Source organism: Actinomadura xylanilytica (assembly GCF_030283145.1).
GTDB classification, from domain to species: Bacteria; Actinomycetota; Actinomycetes; order Streptosporangiales; family Streptosporangiaceae; genus Spirillospora; species Spirillospora xylanilytica.
Map to the genome: position 1 here is coordinate 565,662 of NZ_JASNWE010000001.1, position 14,608 is coordinate 580,269.

Here is a 14,608-nt window from a genome sequence, read left to right on the forward strand (position 1 = left end):
CCGGCGGGTCAGATCCAGCCCATGTCCTGGGCGGCGCGGACGGCGGCGAGGCGGTTGGACTCGCCGAGCTTGGTCATCGCGGTCGACAGGTAGTTGCGCACGGTGCCCTCGGACAGGTGCAGCAGGGCGGCGATGCGGGACGTGGGGGTGCCGGCGCCGGTCAGCCGGAGGATCTCGCGCTCCCGCGCGGTCAGCGGGTTGTCGCCCGCGGCCATGGCGCTCGCGGCCAGCTCGGCGTCCAGGTAGCGGCGACCGGCGTGGACCTTGCGGATCGCGGCGGCCAGCTCCTCGGTCGGGGCGTCCTTGGCGACGAAGCCGCGCACCCCGGCGGACATGGCGCGGCGCAGGTACCCCGGGCGGCCGAAGCTGGTGAGGATGCACACCGCGCAGCGGGCCCCGGCGGCGCTCAACTGCTCGGCGACGGTGAGGCCGTCGGCGCCGGGCATGTCGATGTCGAGCACCGCGACATCGGGGTCGAGCGCGGCGACGGCGCCGGCGACCTCGTCGCCGCGGCCGACCTCGCCGACCACGGCCAGGTCGTCCTCCAGGCCGAGCAGCGCGGCGACGGCGCCGCGGATCAGGTGCTCGTCGTCGGCCAGCAGGATGCGGATCACGCCGTGCTCCCGGCCCGCTCGGCGCCGGCCGCCGGCAGCGGGACGACGGCGCGCAGCAGGAACCCGTCGCGGCCGTCGCGGGCCGCGGTGAGGTCGCCGCCGACGACCGCGACCCGCTCGGCCAGCCCGGTCAGGCCGGAGCCCGCGCCGCCCTCGGCGTCGCCCGTCCCGTCGTTGCGCATCTCCAGCACCACCGATCCGCCGTGGGAGGCCAGGGCGATCGCGCAGTGCCGGGCCTCGCTGTGCTTGATCACGTTGGTCGCGCCCTCCCGGATCACCCAGGCCAGCACCGACCGGACCTCGGGCGGCAGGGCGGCGGGCGGGGCGGCGGCCTCGCAGCGCACCCCGGCCGCCTCCAGCACCGCGCGCACCCCGGCCAGCTCGGCGTCCAGCTCGACGGCGCGGTAGCCGCGGACGGCCGAGCGGACCTCGCGCAGCGCGTCGCGGGCGGCCTGCCGGACGTCGGCCATCTCGGCGCGGGCCCGCGCCGGGTCGGGCTCGGACAGCCGGATCGCCAGCTCGCTCTTCACCGCGATCAGCGACAGGCTGTGGCCGAGGAGGTCGTGCAGGTCGCGGGAGAACCGGAGTCGTTCCTCGGTGACGGCGAGCCGGGCCTGCGCCTCGCGCGCGGCGTGCGCCTCCTGGTGGAGGTCCCAGATGCGGCGCTGGTAGAGGTTGATGAAGATCAGGAGCCAGCACAGCCCGGCGAAGCCGGCGAACACCGCGGGCACCAGGTACCAGTGCCGCAGGTCCCAGCCCGGCGATCGGTCGAGGCCGACGGCGACCGCGACGAGCACCGTGCCGAACGCCGCGGTGCCGAGGCACAGCAGGATCTGGCCGCGCCGGCCCGGCACCGACAGCGCCACCGTCGCCGCCCAGAAGACCGGGATCACGCAGAAGACCGGGCTGCCCAGCATCATCAGGCTGAGCAGGCCCGCCGACACGGCGCTCAGCACGATGTCGCGCCGGGACGCCCCGCTGCGCATGCTGCCCTGCACCAGCCGCGAGTAGAGCCACAGGAACAGGCCGAGGCCCACCGCGGCCAGCGCCGTCACCGGGACGGGCACCTTCCCCGAGGTGTGGCCCTGCACCAGGCCGACCACCGCCGGCGAGATCACGCCGAGCGCGGCGATCAGGAAGGACCGGTAGGTCACCTTCCGGTACTCCTCGAATCCGCTGGCCGCGCGCTCTTCCAGCTGCGCCGACGTCGGCGTGCCCATATCCCGTCCCTCCCCCGGGGCGCACCCTATCCGCTGCGCCCGTGCCCGCCGGCCCATCGTCTCGGTCACGCGCGCCTGGGCTCCCAGCGGAACCAGCGGGCGGCGAGCAGGCGGCCGACGACGATCCACGCGGCGAGGACGGCGAACGAGCGCGCGCACGCCTCCCAGCCTCCGAGGAGGCCGACGCCCAGATGCGGGCCGTAGGCGACGAAGTCCTGCCCGAAGTAGGCCGTCCGGACGATCTCCACGACCGGGGACAGCGGCAGCAGCCGCAGCGCCTCCTGGGCCGCGGCGGGCAGCGCGTCCAGCGGGAACATCACGCCCGCCCCGCCCATGCAGGCGAACATGATCGGCAGGACGGTGAGCGCGGCCATGTCGCTGTTGGGGGTGAGCCCGGACACCGCGAAGGCGAGCAGCGCGAAGACCGCGACGCCGCCGCCGAGCCCGGCGAGCAGCAGCAGCGGGTCGGCGGGGAACCGGCCGCCGAGCGCGGCGCCGAGCAGCACCAGCAGGGCCCCCGCCTGGACGGCGTACATCACCGCGGCGGTGAGCACGCCGCCGCCGAGGATCTCGGAGTCGGAGAGCGCGGTGCCGCGCAGCCGCTTGAGGGTGAGGTCCTCGCGGCGGGCGGTGAGCCCGTTCACCAGGTTCATGAACACCGCGAAGACGACGAAGAAGGCGAGGTGGCCGGTGCCCTGGAGCAGGGCGCCGTCCACGCCCTCGATCGGCTTGCCCTTCATCGGCACCAGCATCGCGGCGAACAGCAGCGGCAGGCCGGCGACGGTGAACAGCGCGCTGCGGTTGCGCCACAGCAGGGTCAGGTCGAGCCGGGCGACGCGGGCCAGGGGCGCCAGGCCGGGGGGCCGGATGCCGGCAGGTCGGGCGAGGGTCACTGGTCCGCTCCTTCGGCCGTGCTCAGGAACACGTCCTCCAGCGAGGCGCTGCGGGCGTGCAGGCCGTCGAGCGCGACGCGCCGCCCGTCGGCCCAGCGCAGCAGGTCGTACAGGCCGGCCTGGAGGCCCTGGCCGGTCACGGTGTAGGTGGCGACGGCACGGCCGCCGTCGACCTCGATGCCCGCGCGGACGCCGCCGAGGGCGGGCAGCTCGGCCACCTGGAACCGCTCGGGCAGCCGGAAGCTGATCCGGTCGCCGTGGCCCGCGACGACCTCGCGGACCGTCCCGGCGAGCTCGATCCGGCCGCGGTGCATGATGGCGAGCCGGTCGGCGAGCCGCTCGGCCTCCTCCAGGTAGTGGGTGGTGAGCAGGACGGTGGTGCCGGCGTCGACCACGTCCCGGACGATCGTCCAGGTGGCGCGGCGGGCCTCGGGGTCCATGCCGGTCGTCGGCTCGTCCAGGAACAGCACCTCGGGACGGCCGAGGAGGGCGAGCGCGAGGTCGAGCCGCCGCTTCTGCCCGCCGGAGAGCTGCCGGACCCGCACGTCGGCCCGGTCGGCGAGGCCGGCCGGGCCGATCACCTCGTCCGGGTCGCGCGGGCGGGGGGTGAAGCCGCGCCAGTGGGCGACGGTCTCGGCGACGGTGAGGTCGCCGAAGAAGCCGCCCTCCTGGAGCATGATCCCGATGCGGGGGCGGACGTCGCGGCGGTCGCGGTGCGGGTCGCGGCCGAGGACCCGGACGGTCCCGGCGTGTGCGGGCCGGTGGCCCTCGAGGGTCTCCAGAGTGGTCGTCTTGCCCGCGCCGTTGGTGCCGAGGAGCGCGTACAGCTCGCCCTCGCGGACGTCGAACGAGATCCCGGCGACGGCCTCGAACCCGCCGTACCGCTGGTGGAGGCCGGTGACCTGGATGGGTGGGCTGGTCTGCATGGTTCCAGCCTCGCGACCGCGGGCACGGCCCGGTAGACGCGGCTGTCACCGGCTCCGGCGGCACCTGTCAGGCGTGCGCCGTGACAGGTGTCATCTCCGCAGGCCGGGGAGCCGTGGCTCAGGCCGAAACGGGCGGACGGGTCAGTTCGGTCGGTCGGTGCCGGCGGCGGGGCGGGACGGCGGGGTCAGCGGGCCGCGCGGCGCTGCCGGACGGCCGCGAGCACCAGCCCCGCGACCAGCCACACGGCGCCCACCACCTTGGCGGACGTGGTGGCCAGCACGATGATCCAGATCGTGACGGCGGCGCCGACCACCGGCACCACCAGGTGCGGCAGCCAGGCCCGGCTCCCCCGCCGGACGACGAAGTAGCCGACGACCGAGGCATGCAGCAGCGTGAAGGCCGCCAGCGCGCCCATGTCGACGATCGAGACCAGCAGGTCGAGCCCGTCGGGGCGGCGCGCCGCCCACACCGACACGACCAGGGTGAGGCCCGCGGTGGCCAGCAGCGCGGTCCGCGGGACGCGCGAGCGCGCGTCCACCGACGCGAGCGCTCGGGGCAGGCCCCGTTCGCGCGCCATCCCGTACAGCAGCCGGGACGCGGCGGCGACCGCCGTCATCGCCGAGAACGCCGGGCCGACGCCCTTGACGACGGAGAACGCCGTGGACAGCCACGTCCCGATCGCCGAGTCGGCCATCGTGTAGAACGCGGTGCCCTGGTCGGCCGGGTGGTCGGCCAGCTCCTGCGGCGTCACCGGCATCAGCAGCCCGGCCAGGTAGGTCTGCACGACGAACAGCAGCCCGGCCAGCCCGAGGCAGAACAGCACCGCCCGCCCGACCTGCCGGGGGTCCCCGGCGTTCTCCTCGGCGAACGAGGCGATCGCGTCGAATCCCAGGTAGGACAGGACGGCGACGGAGACCGCGCCCATCACCAGGGTGAGCGAGCCGCCGCCCGTCCCGGTGAACGGCGAGGCCCACGGCCGGGCCGGGCCGTGGGCCGCGAGGACCACGAGCGCGGCCACGACGAACACCGCCAGCAGCACGATCTCCACGACGATCACGATGAAGCCGATCCGGGCCGCGACCCGGACCCCCGCGAGGTTGAACGCGGTCGTCGCCACGAACGCGACCAGCGTGAACACCCACGCCGGGACCGGCGGCACCAGCGCGTGCAGCGCGATCCCGCAGAACAGGTACGCCACCGACGGGATCAGCAGGTAGTCGAGCATCGCCATCCAGCCCGCCAGGAATCCGGCGGGCCGGCCGAGCCCGGCGCTCGCGTAGGCGAACACCGATCCGGCGTTCGGGATCTCCCGCGACATCCGCGCGTACGAGAACGCGGTGAACCCCATCGCGACCGTCGCGACCGCGTACACGGCGGCGACCGCGCCCACGCTCTTGGCGTCGAGGACGCCGTACACGCCCACCGGCGCCATCGGCCCGATGAACAGCAGCCCGTACACGACCAGGTCGCGCGGCGACAGGCTGCGGCTCAGCCCCTGGGTCTGCGTGCGGTGCCCCTGCGCCTCCATGCGGTCTCCCCCGGGTCCGGTCCTGCTCGGTCCGGGGGGCGTGCTGGCGACGGTCATCAACCTACCGAGCGGCGCGGGCGACCTCCCGCAAGGCAGGCCGTGAACGGCCCGCGTCTCCTCAGAGCGCGGGCGATCTCAGAGCTTGAGGCGGTAGACCACCGGGGGACGGCCGCTGCGGCCGGCGGTGTGCACGCTGCCGACCGGCTCGGCGACCCCGGCCCGTTCGAGCCGCTTCAGCAGCCGCCGCGCCGAGCCCTCCTCGATGCCGAGCCCCGCCGAGACGTCCTTGGCCGTCAGCTCCCCGGCCCCGCCCACCGCGCCGGTGCCGCTCGCCGCGTCCGTGCCGCTCGCTCCGTCCGCAGCGTTCTCCGCGTCTGCGACGCCGCCCGCGGGACGCAGGCCGCGCAGCCGTTCGAGGGTCTCCTTGCGGACGCCGACGCGCCGCGCCACCAGCGCCAGGCTGACCCCGGCCCGCCCGCCCAGGGCGTCCTCGGCCGCCGGGGCCGGGCCGCTGAGGACCAGGTCGGTGTGGTCGGCCGTCGCCACGACCGCGGTCGCGCCGACGTCGCGGGCGCGGGCCAGCGCGCGGCGGGCGCGGGCCTCGGCCTCCGCCGCGGTCGCGCCGAGCCCGAGGCCCGTCCGCGCGCCCGCGCCGCCCATCCCGAACAGGCCGTCCGGGGGCAGCCGGGTGAACTCGGCGGTCAGCTCCTCCAGCGGGCCCCGCGTCATGATCAGCATGTGCGTGCGCTCGTCCACCCGGGCGAGGCTGCCGCCGAGCGCGGCCACCCGGCGGCGGAGCTGCCCGGCCGCGCCCGGACCGGCGCCGGGGCCGGGCTCGATCAGCCCGATCGCGACCTGCGCGTCGCTGCTGCGCGCGTCGCTGACCCGCAGCACCAGCGTGCGCAGCGCCTCGAGGGTGGAGTGCCGGGACGGCTGGAGCCGCAGCACCGGGAGCGTCGGTTCCAGCGCCTCGTACGCCGACCGCAGGCAGGTGATCGCGATCGTCGACCCGTGCGCGTGCGCGTCCCGGTGGAATCCGACGAAGTCGTCGTGGGCGAGGCCGGGCCGGTGCTCCAGCACCCGGAGCCGCCCGGTCGGCAGCCGCGCCTCCCGCATCGTCTCCTCGACCTGGTCGCGCGGGAGGGTGTCGATGCTGGCGCCGGAGACGTCGTGGCCGAGGCGCAGCAGCTCCACCAGCCCGCGCAGCAGGGTCGCGCCCGTGTAGGAGACGTACTCGGCCGGACGGTCGAGCAGCCCCTCGCCGCGCGCGATCGTCCAGGGCACGATCCCGGTGAACAGCAGCGCGTCGGCGTCGTCGTGCACCGACCGGACCAGCCCGGCGGTCTCGTCCTCGTGCCCGTAGGGCAGCGGCAGGGCGCGGACGCCCTCGGTCTCGGCGCAGACCGCGGCGACCCGTTCGACCAGGTCGCCGGGCCCGATCAGGCCGACGCTGACGGCTGCCACAGCGCTTCCTCGTCGACTCCGGGCCCGGTGCCGGGCGCGGTGGTCCCGCCGCCGCGCGGGGCGGGCGGCGGGACCGCTGGACCGTGTGAGCTCATCCGACCTCGGCCTGGGGGACGTGGGGGACCCGCGCGGCGCCGTCCCCGTCGTCCGCGCCGTCGAGCAGCTCGGCGAGGGCGCGCGGGTCGCGCAGGTGCGGGTACGCGCGCCACACCCTATCGATCTCCGCCTCCTGGCCGGGCGACACGTCCTCGTCCGGGTCCAGGCAGCGGCGGTGGGCCATCACGCCCTCGCGGATCAGCACCTCGTGGATGCCGGGGACGCAGCCGTGGAAGCCGTTCGCCGCGTCGAACACCGCGGCGTTGGCGTCGGTGAGGTCGGCGCCCACCCCGAGCAGCTCGGCCGGGACGGGCGCCCCGGAGCGCGCGATCTCGCCGGTGCGGCGGACCAGCTCGACGGCGGCGGCCGTCCAGACGGCGAACTGCCCGAGCAGCCCGCCGGCGCAGCGCACCGTCCGGACCCCGCCCGCCGTGCGGACGCGGAACGGGGTGACGAGGTCGGCGACGATGTTGTCGTCGTTGCCGGTGTAGAGGGCCACGTCGCCGTCGCGTCCGGCCGCGACCAGGGCGTGCACGACGTCCTGGGTCTTGTACCGGTCGAACGGCGCGACCTTCACGGCCCGGACGGTCCCGATCTCGAAGAACCGCCGCCAGAAGCCGCGGGAGAAGATCCGGCCGCCGACGGCGGGCTGGAGGTAGAAGCCGAACACCGGCAGGATCTCGCCGACCGCGGCGACGCCCGCGAGGATCTCGTCCTCGGCCGCGTCGCCCCACGCCGCCATCGACACCAGCCCGAGGTGGTAGCCGAGGCCGGCGGCGATCTCCGCCTCCCGCACGGCGCGGTCCGTCGGGCCGAGGATGCCGGCGATCCGGACGATGTCGCGGTCCGCGCGGTCCAGTTCCTCGGCGGCCAGCGCCAGCACCGGCTCGTAGAGGCCGACGGCCGGGTCGTGGATGGCGAACTGGGTGGTGTGCACCCCGACGGCCAGCCCGCCCGCGCCGGCGCCGAGGTAGTAGCGAGTCAGCGCCCGCTGGCGCGCCTCGTCCAGTCCGAGCCGCTCGTCCAGCGCCAGCGGGTGGGCGGGGATCGCCAGGCCGCCGTGCAGCAGTCCCGTCACGTCCATGGGTGGTTCCTCTCTGGTCGGGGGGCGCTCAGAACGCGCCGGCGCGCTGCTGGAACTGGGTGGGCTTGCCGTGGCTGGGCCCGCCGGCGGCGATCCAGGCGGCGGTCCAGTCGATCATCCGCTCCAGCGGGACGGTCGGGTAGCCGAACCGGCCCGTGCACTTGGCGGCGTTGCTGAGCAGCGCGGTCGCCGCCTCGGTGCCGGTGATCTCGGGCCCGCGGTCGAACCGGCGGCCGAACTCCTCCGCCAGCCAGCGGATCGAGACGGTCTCGGGGCCGGTCAGGTTGAGGACGTCCGGCGGCGAGTCGCAGTGCAGCAGCGACCGCAGCGTGATCGCGTTGACGTCGCCCTGCCAGATCACGTTGGCGCAGCCCATCGTGACGTCGACCGGCTCGCCGGCGAACACCCGGGTCGCGACGTCGTGCAGGACGCCGTAGCGCAGGTCGATGGCGTAGTTGAGGCGCAGGATCGACATCGGCGTGCCGTTCACGGCGGAGAAGTGCTGGAGGAGCCGCTCGCGGCCGAGGCACGACTGGGCGTACTCGCCCGCGGGGTCCGGCGCGTCCCCCTCCAGCGCCCCGCCGGACGCGAGGGGGGCGAGCGGGTACACGTTGCCGGTGGAGAACGCGACGATCCGCGAGGAGGGGAACCGCTCGGCGACGCGGCCGGGCAGGTAGGTGTTGAGCGCCCAGGTCGTCCACGGGTCGCCGCTGGTGCCGAACTTGCGGCCGACCAGGTAGACGATGTTGGCCGCGTCCGGGAGGTCGCGGAGCGCGGCCTCGTCGCTCAGGTCGGCGGGGAGCACCTCGACGCCGGCGGCCTCGAACTCGGCGCGCACCGCGGGGTCGCCAAAGCGGGAGACCGCGATGACCCGCCGGGCGCGGCCCCGGTCGGCGGCGAGCCGGGCCATCCGGGACAGGCTGAGGCCGAGCTTGCCGCCCGCGCCGAGCAGCAGCAGGTCGCCGTCCAGCTCGTCGAGGTCACCGACGAGCGCGGGGGTCGGTTCGTACAGGTGCCGGTCGATCGCGGCCAGCTCATCAGTTTCAAGCATGAGCGAAACCTAGCAGGCACTCGGAAAAACCCGCCACTGGTCCCCAAAAGTTCACAATGACCCCTTGACCACGCCAAAAACGGCACTCTACGCTCGGCGCCGTCCGAGATAAGAGTTTCATGCAGGTTCATAACCTGGAAAGAGAGGCGTGATGAGCCAGAGCCTCGCTGGACCTCCGGCACCCGCCGGGGAGGGATCCGCCGGGGCGCCCTCCGCCCGGCGCACGCGCAAGGCCGTGTTCGGCGCGTGGCTGGGCTTCTTCGCCGACCTCTTCGACATCTACCTGCCGGTGATCGCGCTGGCTCCGGCCAGCGCCTACTTCGCCGCGACCGGCGTGTCGGAGAGCACCCAGTCGGCGATCTCCGCGGCCGTGTTCGCCGCGACGCTGGTCGGCCGGCCGCTCGGCGCACTGCTGTTCGGCAACCTGGCCGACCGGATCGGCCGCCGCCGGATCACCGTGATCTCGGTGACCGGGTTCGGCGTCACCACCCTGGCGATCGGGCTGCTGCCCGGCTACCAGCAGATCGGCATGACCGCGGTCGTGCTGCTCATCGCGCTCCGCTTCATCGACGGCGTCTTCCTCGGCGGCGAGTACTCCTCGGCGACGCCGCTCGCCCTGGAGGCGAGCCCGAAGCACCGGCGCGGCCTGTACGGCGGCGTGATCGCCACCGGCTTCCCCGTCGCCTACTGCTCGATCGCGCTGCTCACCTTCGGGCTGCTCCAGATCATCCCGGCGGGCGGCATCGACAGCCCGTACGTGCAGTGGGGCTGGCGGATCCCGTTCGTCATCGGCGCCGCGATCTCGGTCGGCTTCGCCTGGTGGTACGCCCGCAACGTCGAGGAGTCGCCGGTCTTCGAGACCGCGCCGGACGAGCCGGACACCCCGGCCAAGACCCCGGTCCGCGAGCTGCTGCGCGGGCGCACCGGCCGCGACTTCCTCCAGGTCTTCGTGCTGACCACCGGGATGTGGTTCACCTCCTACATGCTGACCGCGGTGCTGCCCGGCCTGATGAAGACCCAGGCGGGGCTGAGCCCGACCCAGGTCACGTTCACCCTGATCATCGCCAACGCGCTGGTGGTGCTGGTCTACCTCGGCGGCGGGCTGCTGTCGCAGCGGCTCGGCCGGCGCCCGCTGCTGATCGCGGGCGGGCTGCTCTGCGCGATCATCGTGCCGGTCCCGTACACGATGATCGCGGGCGGCAGGGTCACCTCGTTCGGCGGCGTGCTGGTCCTCGCGGTCGCGATCACCCTGCTGATCAGCGTGCCGTGGGGCTGCCTGACCACCTACCTGAACGAGCGGTTCCGCACCGGCGTGCGCGCGTCCGGCTACGGCCTCGGCTACAGCCTCGGCATGGTCGTGCCCGCGTTCTACGCCTTCTTCCAGACCGGGCTCGGCCAGGTGATGCCGCACCGGTACACCGCCGTCGCGCTGCTGGTCCTCGGCGGCCTGCTCGCCGTGACCGGCGCCCTGCTCGGCCCGGAGACCCGCGACGTGGACATGACCGCCGAGTCCGCCGAGGCGGCCTAACCGTCCTGCCGCGATACCGCGCCGCCCTCACGGCCCAGGCCGGAGGGCGGCGCGGCGCGTTCCGGCGCGGGTCAGGCCAGGCCCGCCAGGCGGGTCTTGACGACCTTGCCCATCGCGTTGCGCGGCAGCCCGTCCACCAGGTGGACGACCCGGGGCCGCTTGTGCGCCGACAGCCGCCCGGCGACGAAGTCGATCAGCTCCCCCTCGGTCGCCCCGCCCGCCACCACGTACGCGGTCACCTGCTCGCCGAGATCGGCGTGCGGGGTGCCGATCACCGCCGCCTCCCGGACGCCCGGATGCGCGAGCAGCGCGTTCTCGACCTCCCCGGCCCCGATCCGGTACCCGCCGCTCTTGATCAGGTCGGTGGACGCGCGGCCGACGATGCGGTGCCAGCCGTCCGGCCCGATCACCGCGATGTCGCCGGTGCGGAACCAGCCGTCCGCGGTGAAGGACTTCGCGGTGGCCTCGGGGCGGCCCAGGTAGCCCTCGAACAGCATCGGCGCCCGGACGTGCAGCTCGCCGGGCGTCTCCCCGTCGGCCGGGACCGGGCTCCCGTCCTCGGCGGCGAGCCGGGTCTCCACCCCCGCCAGCGGCGTCCCGACGTGCCCGGGGCGGCGGTCGCCGTCCGCGCGGGCGCTGAGGGTGATGAGGGTCTCGGTCATCCCGTACCGCTCGACGGGACGGTGCCCGGTGAGGCCCTCCAGGCGGTCGAACACCGGCACCGGCAGCGGCGCGCTGCCCGAGACCAGCAGCCGCGCACCCCGCATCGCCCGCGCCGAGCCGGGGTCGTCGCACATCCGGGACCACACGGTCGGGACGCCGAAGAACAGCGACCCGCCCTCGTCGCGCGCGGCGGCGTACGCCTCCGGCCCGGGCCGTCCGGTGTGCACCAGCGGCGAGCCCACCCGCAGCGGCCCGAGCACCCCGAGGATCAGCCCGTGGACGTGGAACAGCGGCAGCCCGTGCACCACGACGTCGCCCGGCGTCCACGCCCACGCCTCGGCCAGCGCGTCCAGCCCCGCCGCGATCGCCGCCCGCGAGATCAGCACGCCCTTCGGCGGCCCGGTCGTCCCGCTGGTGTAGAGGATCAGCCCGGCCGGACCGGGCTCGCCCGAGGGCGGGGTCCCCCCGCGCGGCAGTTCGTCCACCGGGACGAACGCGGGCTCGCCCTCCCGCTCGTCGCCCCTGGCGCCCAGGATCAGCCGGGCCCCGGAGTCACCGAGGATGTGCGCGCGCTCGTCCGGTCCCGAGTCGGGCGGGATCGGCACCACCGGGACCCCGGCCAGCAGTCCGCCGACCACCGCCGCGACGGTCTCCAGCGACGCGGTCGCGTGCACCGCGACGGCGTCCGCGCCCTTCACCTCCGCCGCGACCGACGCCGCCCGGACGAACAGCGCCTCCCGCGTCAGGGACCGCCCGGCGACCCGCACCGCCGCATCGCCGCCCGCACCGCCGAACAGGTCAGCCATCGGTTCCGCCTCCAACTCGTCGACTCCTGGAAGTATGCCGTCCGTGCCGACCATGACCTATGCCGAGCTCGCCGAACGCCTCCTCGCCCTCCCGCCCTCCTGCGGGCCCGCGCGCGTGGTGGCGATCGACGGCCCGAGCGGCGCGGGCAAGTCGACCTTCGCCGGACGTCTCGCCGGGGCGCTCGGCGGCGCGCCCCTCGTCCGCTCGGACGACTTCCGGGTGCCGTGGGACGCCGACCCGCTCACCTGGTGGCGCCCGCTCGCCGAGACCGTCCTGACGCCCCTCGCCGCCGGCGAGCCCGGCCTGCTGAGCCGCTACGACTGGCACCGCGACCGCTACGGCGTCCCCGAGAAGGTCCCGCCCGAGCCCGTCCTCATCGTCGAGGGCGTCGGCGCCGCCTGGTCCGGTTCGCCCGCCGCGTACCGGATCTGGATCGACGCCCCGCGCGCCCTGCGCCGCGCCCGCGCCCTGGACCGCGACGGCCCCGAGTACGGCGCCGCGTGGGACGGCTGGACCGTCCGCGAGGAAGACCACTTCCGCGCCGACCGCACCCGGACCCGCATCGACCTCGCCGTCGACGGCACCCGCCTCACCGGCCCGGCCTTCACCTGCCGATGAGTTCGGCGGACGCCGCGAGTCACCACCCCGAACCCACCACAAGGAGCCGAGCATGTCGAACACCGACGTCGTCCGCGCGCACTTCGAGAGCTACCTCGCCCAGGACCGCGCCGCCTCGGAACGGCTGACCGCCCCCGACTTCCGCTTCACCAGCCCGCAGGACGACCGCATCGACCGGGCAGCGTTTTACGAACGCTGCTTCCCCACCACCGGGCGCCTGACGTCCCAGAAGCTGCTGGAGGTCGTCCCCACCGGGGGCGACGACGTGTTCGTCCTCTACGAGTACGAGCTGAAGACCGGCGAGCGGTACCGCAACACCGAAGTGATCACCGTCCGGAACGGCCAGATCACCGAGGTCCAGGTCTTCTTCGGCGGCCGTGTTTCTCAAGCCCGGCCCGGCGTCCTCGCCTAGGGCTCGGACGCCGACCGTGCTTGGGCGAGCGCGACATCGCTTCGCGATCTGGCCGGTGGGGCTCGCCTCCGGCTTCGCCCCACCGGCCAGGTAACGCGCTCGCGCGACGGCTGAGGCACTTGAGGACAGCTCCTAGGCACGCAGGCGCGCCCAGACCCACTTGCCATACGGCTCGGTGCGCAGCACACCGCACTCGGACGCGAGGGCCTCGACCACCGGCAACCCCCAGCCGCCGTTGTTGTCGAAGTTGCCGGGATCGAGGTCCAGCGCCTCCAGGGTCAGCTCCACCACCGGCCGCGTCCGCGGCATCTCCCCGGCGGAATCCCAGACGCCCAGCAGCACGGCCCCCTGTTCCCGCGCGAACCTGACCCGGACCTCCCGTCCGGGCGCGGCCCGCACCGCATTCGCGACCAGCTCCCCGGCGATCAGTCGGACGTCGTCCACAAGCCGCGCCAGACCCCATTCGACCAGCCGGAACTCGACCAGGCATCGCACCTGCCCCGCCACCGTGAGCGCGGCCGTGCAGGTCATGTCCAATTCGCCGGATGTCAATGCGTCAATGCCCATCCCGACCCTCCTGTCTGCCGTTTCCCAGACAAGAGTCACGCTCCGCAGTTAGCCTGTCGCGTATCGTTGACACATCAGATACACCCAAGGGGCAAAATGAGCCTCATAGAATCGCTGGACCCCGACACTTCGTTCCGCCACTGGATAGCCGCTGACCTGCGCTTCTACCGCGAAAAGGCCGATCTATCCCTGTCACAGATGGGACGGATCATTGGTTGCACCCGGCACACTGTGTCGAACATCGAGCATGCCCGTGACGGATTCAACCTGAATGATCACCAGGCCGGACGGGCCGACGCCTTCTTCGGCCTCAACCATCACTTCGCTCGCCTGGTCCGGTACAGCCGATCCGCTCATGATCCCGACTGGTACACCGAGCATGTCGGCCTCGAAGCCAGGGCATCCTTGATCAGAATCTTCGAGCTTGCCGTGATCCCCGGTCTCCTCCAGACACCGGACTACGCGCACGCACTGCTCACGGCGGGACGCACGCCCGATATCGGGGATCAGGTCGCCAAGCGAATGAATCGGCAGAAGATCCTCACGAAACCCACGCCTCCTGAACTGTGGGTTCTCCTTGCCCAGAGCGTCCTGACACTTCCGGTCGGCGGCCCGGTGATGATGCGCGTCCAACTCGGCCATCTCCTGGAAATGGGAGGACTCCCGAACGTAACGATCCGTGTCGTCCCCGATGAAGAGGGCGCTCACCAGGGACTCGCCGGCGCCTTCAAACTCCTCACGGTCAACGGCAAGGACGTGGTGTACACGGAAGCCAACGGCGGTGGAAGACTGGTGCAGGGAGCTTCGGAGATACAGACGTTCGCGAGATGGTACGACCGCATCGGCGCGCAGGCACTGTCCGAACGCTCTTCACGGAGTTTGATCGAGCGGGTGATGGAGGCTATGAAGTGAGCACAACCCCCCGATGGCGGAAGTCGAGCCGCAGCGGCGTGAATCAGAACACCGACTGCGTCGAGGTCGCCGCCCTCCCCCAGATGATCGGTGTCCGGGACAGCAAGGCGCCGGGCGCCGGGCACCTCGCTCTCGCCCCCGATCACTTCGCCCACCTTGTGGCCCGCGTCAAGCGCGGCGAGCTGGACGGCTGAGCGCCTCCACAACTCGTGGTTGTCCGCCGT

Annotated in this window: 15 protein-coding genes; 5 read left to right on the plus strand and 10 right to left on the minus strand. The window is 73.9% G+C overall.

The window, feature by feature from the left end; all coding sequences use genetic code 11:
* Positions 1 to 8: 8 nt before the first annotated feature.
* From QP090_RS02630 to QP090_RS02665, 8 genes are all read right to left on the minus strand, one after another.
* Entirely contained in the window at positions 9 to 614 is a 606-nt protein-coding gene (locus tag QP090_RS02630) for a response regulator transcription factor (RefSeq protein ID WP_285936819.1), read from the minus strand.
* Positions 611 to 1,834 carry a sensor histidine kinase gene (locus QP090_RS02635; RefSeq protein WP_285936820.1) on the minus strand — a complete coding sequence of 408 codons (1,224 nt, stop codon included), beginning with the start codon at positions 1,832 to 1,834 and terminating at the stop codon, positions 611 to 613. The genes QP090_RS02630 and QP090_RS02635 overlap by 4 nt, the downstream gene beginning before the upstream one ends.
* Before the next feature lie 65 nt (positions 1,835 to 1,899).
* Complete coding sequence (locus tag QP090_RS02640; RefSeq protein WP_285936821.1) at positions 1,900 to 2,727, minus strand: ABC transporter permease; 828 nt, start codon at positions 2,725 to 2,727, stop codon at positions 1,900 to 1,902.
* Positions 2,724 to 3,653 carry an ABC transporter ATP-binding protein gene (locus tag QP090_RS02645; protein ID WP_285936822.1) on the minus strand — a complete coding sequence of 310 codons (930 nt, stop codon included), beginning with the start codon at positions 3,651 to 3,653 and terminating at the stop codon, positions 2,724 to 2,726. The genes QP090_RS02640 and QP090_RS02645 overlap by 4 nt, the downstream gene beginning before the upstream one ends.
* 185 nt (positions 3,654 to 3,838) lie before the next feature.
* A complete protein-coding gene (locus QP090_RS02650) occupies positions 3,839 to 5,182 on the minus strand; it encodes an APC family permease (RefSeq protein WP_285936823.1) in 1,344 nt (447 codons plus the stop codon).
* Positions 5,183 to 5,317: 135 nt separating this feature from the next.
* Positions 5,318 to 6,646, minus strand: coding sequence for a helix-turn-helix domain-containing protein (locus QP090_RS02655; RefSeq protein WP_285936824.1), 1,329 nt, complete (start codon positions 6,644 to 6,646; stop codon positions 5,318 to 5,320).
* A gap of 91 nt (positions 6,647 to 6,737) precedes the next feature.
* Positions 6,738 to 7,826 carry a dihydrodipicolinate synthase family protein gene (locus tag QP090_RS02660; protein ID WP_285936825.1) on the minus strand — a complete coding sequence of 363 codons (1,089 nt, stop codon included), beginning with the start codon at positions 7,824 to 7,826 and terminating at the stop codon, positions 6,738 to 6,740.
* A 28-nt stretch (positions 7,827 to 7,854) separates the two neighbouring features.
* A complete protein-coding gene (locus tag QP090_RS02665; protein ID WP_285936826.1) occupies positions 7,855 to 8,877 on the minus strand; it encodes an NAD-dependent epimerase/dehydratase family protein in 1,023 nt (340 codons plus the stop codon).
* 151 nt (positions 8,878 to 9,028) lie between these two features.
* Between QP090_RS02665 and QP090_RS02670 the strand changes: the two genes are divergently transcribed.
* Positions 9,029 to 10,405 (plus strand): MFS transporter, encoded by a 1,377-nt coding sequence (locus tag QP090_RS02670; RefSeq protein WP_285936827.1) that lies wholly within the window; start codon positions 9,029 to 9,031, stop codon positions 10,403 to 10,405.
* Between the two features lie 71 nt (positions 10,406 to 10,476).
* Here the strand turns inward: QP090_RS02670 and QP090_RS02675 are convergent, their stop codons facing one another.
* Positions 10,477 to 11,874: an acyl-CoA synthetase gene (locus tag QP090_RS02675; RefSeq protein WP_285936828.1), complete on the minus strand. Its 1,398-nt coding sequence runs from the start codon at positions 11,872 to 11,874 to the stop codon at positions 10,477 to 10,479.
* Between the two features lie 52 nt (positions 11,875 to 11,926).
* Here QP090_RS02675 and QP090_RS02680 point away from each other — a divergent pair, with 52 nt between their 5' ends.
* Entirely contained in the window at positions 11,927 to 12,493 is a 567-nt protein-coding gene (locus tag QP090_RS02680; RefSeq protein ID WP_285938549.1) for a uridine kinase family protein, read from the plus strand.
* Between the two features lie 52 nt (positions 12,494 to 12,545).
* Complete coding sequence (locus QP090_RS02685) at positions 12,546 to 12,905, plus strand: nuclear transport factor 2 family protein (protein ID WP_285936829.1); 360 nt, start codon at positions 12,546 to 12,548, stop codon at positions 12,903 to 12,905.
* Between the two features lie 132 nt (positions 12,906 to 13,037).
* On the opposite strand, the gene QP090_RS02690 is transcribed toward QP090_RS02685, so the two are convergent.
* Positions 13,038 to 13,472, minus strand: a complete 435-nt coding sequence (locus tag QP090_RS02690) for an ATP-binding protein (protein ID WP_285936830.1) — start codon at positions 13,470 to 13,472, stop codon at positions 13,038 to 13,040.
* 96 nt (positions 13,473 to 13,568) lie between these two features.
* Between QP090_RS02690 and QP090_RS02695 the strand changes: the two genes are divergently transcribed.
* Positions 13,569 to 14,384: a Scr1 family TA system antitoxin-like transcriptional regulator gene (locus QP090_RS02695; RefSeq protein ID WP_285936831.1), complete on the plus strand. Its 816-nt coding sequence runs from the start codon at positions 13,569 to 13,571 to the stop codon at positions 14,382 to 14,384.
* Entirely contained in the window at positions 14,381 to 14,578 is a 198-nt protein-coding gene (locus tag QP090_RS02700) for a DUF397 domain-containing protein (protein WP_285936832.1), read from the plus strand. Before QP090_RS02695 ends, QP090_RS02700 begins: the two co-directional genes overlap by 4 nt.
* Positions 14,579 to 14,608 lie beyond the last annotated feature (30 nt).

Coding starts and splice junctions, on each gene's coding strand:
- QP090_RS02665 (WP_285936826.1), bottom strand. CDS start 8,877: ATGCTTGAAACTGATGAGCTGGCCGCGATCGACCGGCACCTGTACGAA.
- QP090_RS02660 (WP_285936825.1), bottom strand. CDS start 7,826: ATGGACGTGACGGGACTGCTGCACGGCGGCCTGGCGATCCCCGCCCAC.
- QP090_RS02680 (WP_285938549.1), top strand. CDS start 11,927: ATGACCTATGCCGAGCTCGCCGAACGCCTCCTCGCCCTCCCGCCCTCC.
- QP090_RS02670 (WP_285936827.1), top strand. CDS start 9,029: ATGAGCCAGAGCCTCGCTGGACCTCCGGCACCCGCCGGGGAGGGATCC.
- QP090_RS02695 (WP_285936831.1), top strand. CDS start 13,569: ATGAGCCTCATAGAATCGCTGGACCCCGACACTTCGTTCCGCCACTGG.
- QP090_RS02675 (WP_285936828.1), bottom strand. CDS start 11,874: ATGGCTGACCTGTTCGGCGGTGCGGGCGGCGATGCGGCGGTGCGGGTC.
- QP090_RS02690 (WP_285936830.1), bottom strand. CDS start 13,472: ATGGGCATTGACGCATTGACATCCGGCGAATTGGACATGACCTGCACG.
- QP090_RS02650 (WP_285936823.1), bottom strand. CDS start 5,182: ATGGAGGCGCAGGGGCACCGCACGCAGACCCAGGGGCTGAGCCGCAGC.
- QP090_RS02645 (WP_285936822.1), bottom strand. CDS start 3,653: ATGCAGACCAGCCCACCCATCCAGGTCACCGGCCTCCACCAGCGGTAC.
- QP090_RS02635 (WP_285936820.1), bottom strand. CDS start 1,834: ATGGGCACGCCGACGTCGGCGCAGCTGGAAGAGCGCGCGGCCAGCGGA.
- QP090_RS02685 (WP_285936829.1), top strand. CDS start 12,546: ATGTCGAACACCGACGTCGTCCGCGCGCACTTCGAGAGCTACCTCGCC.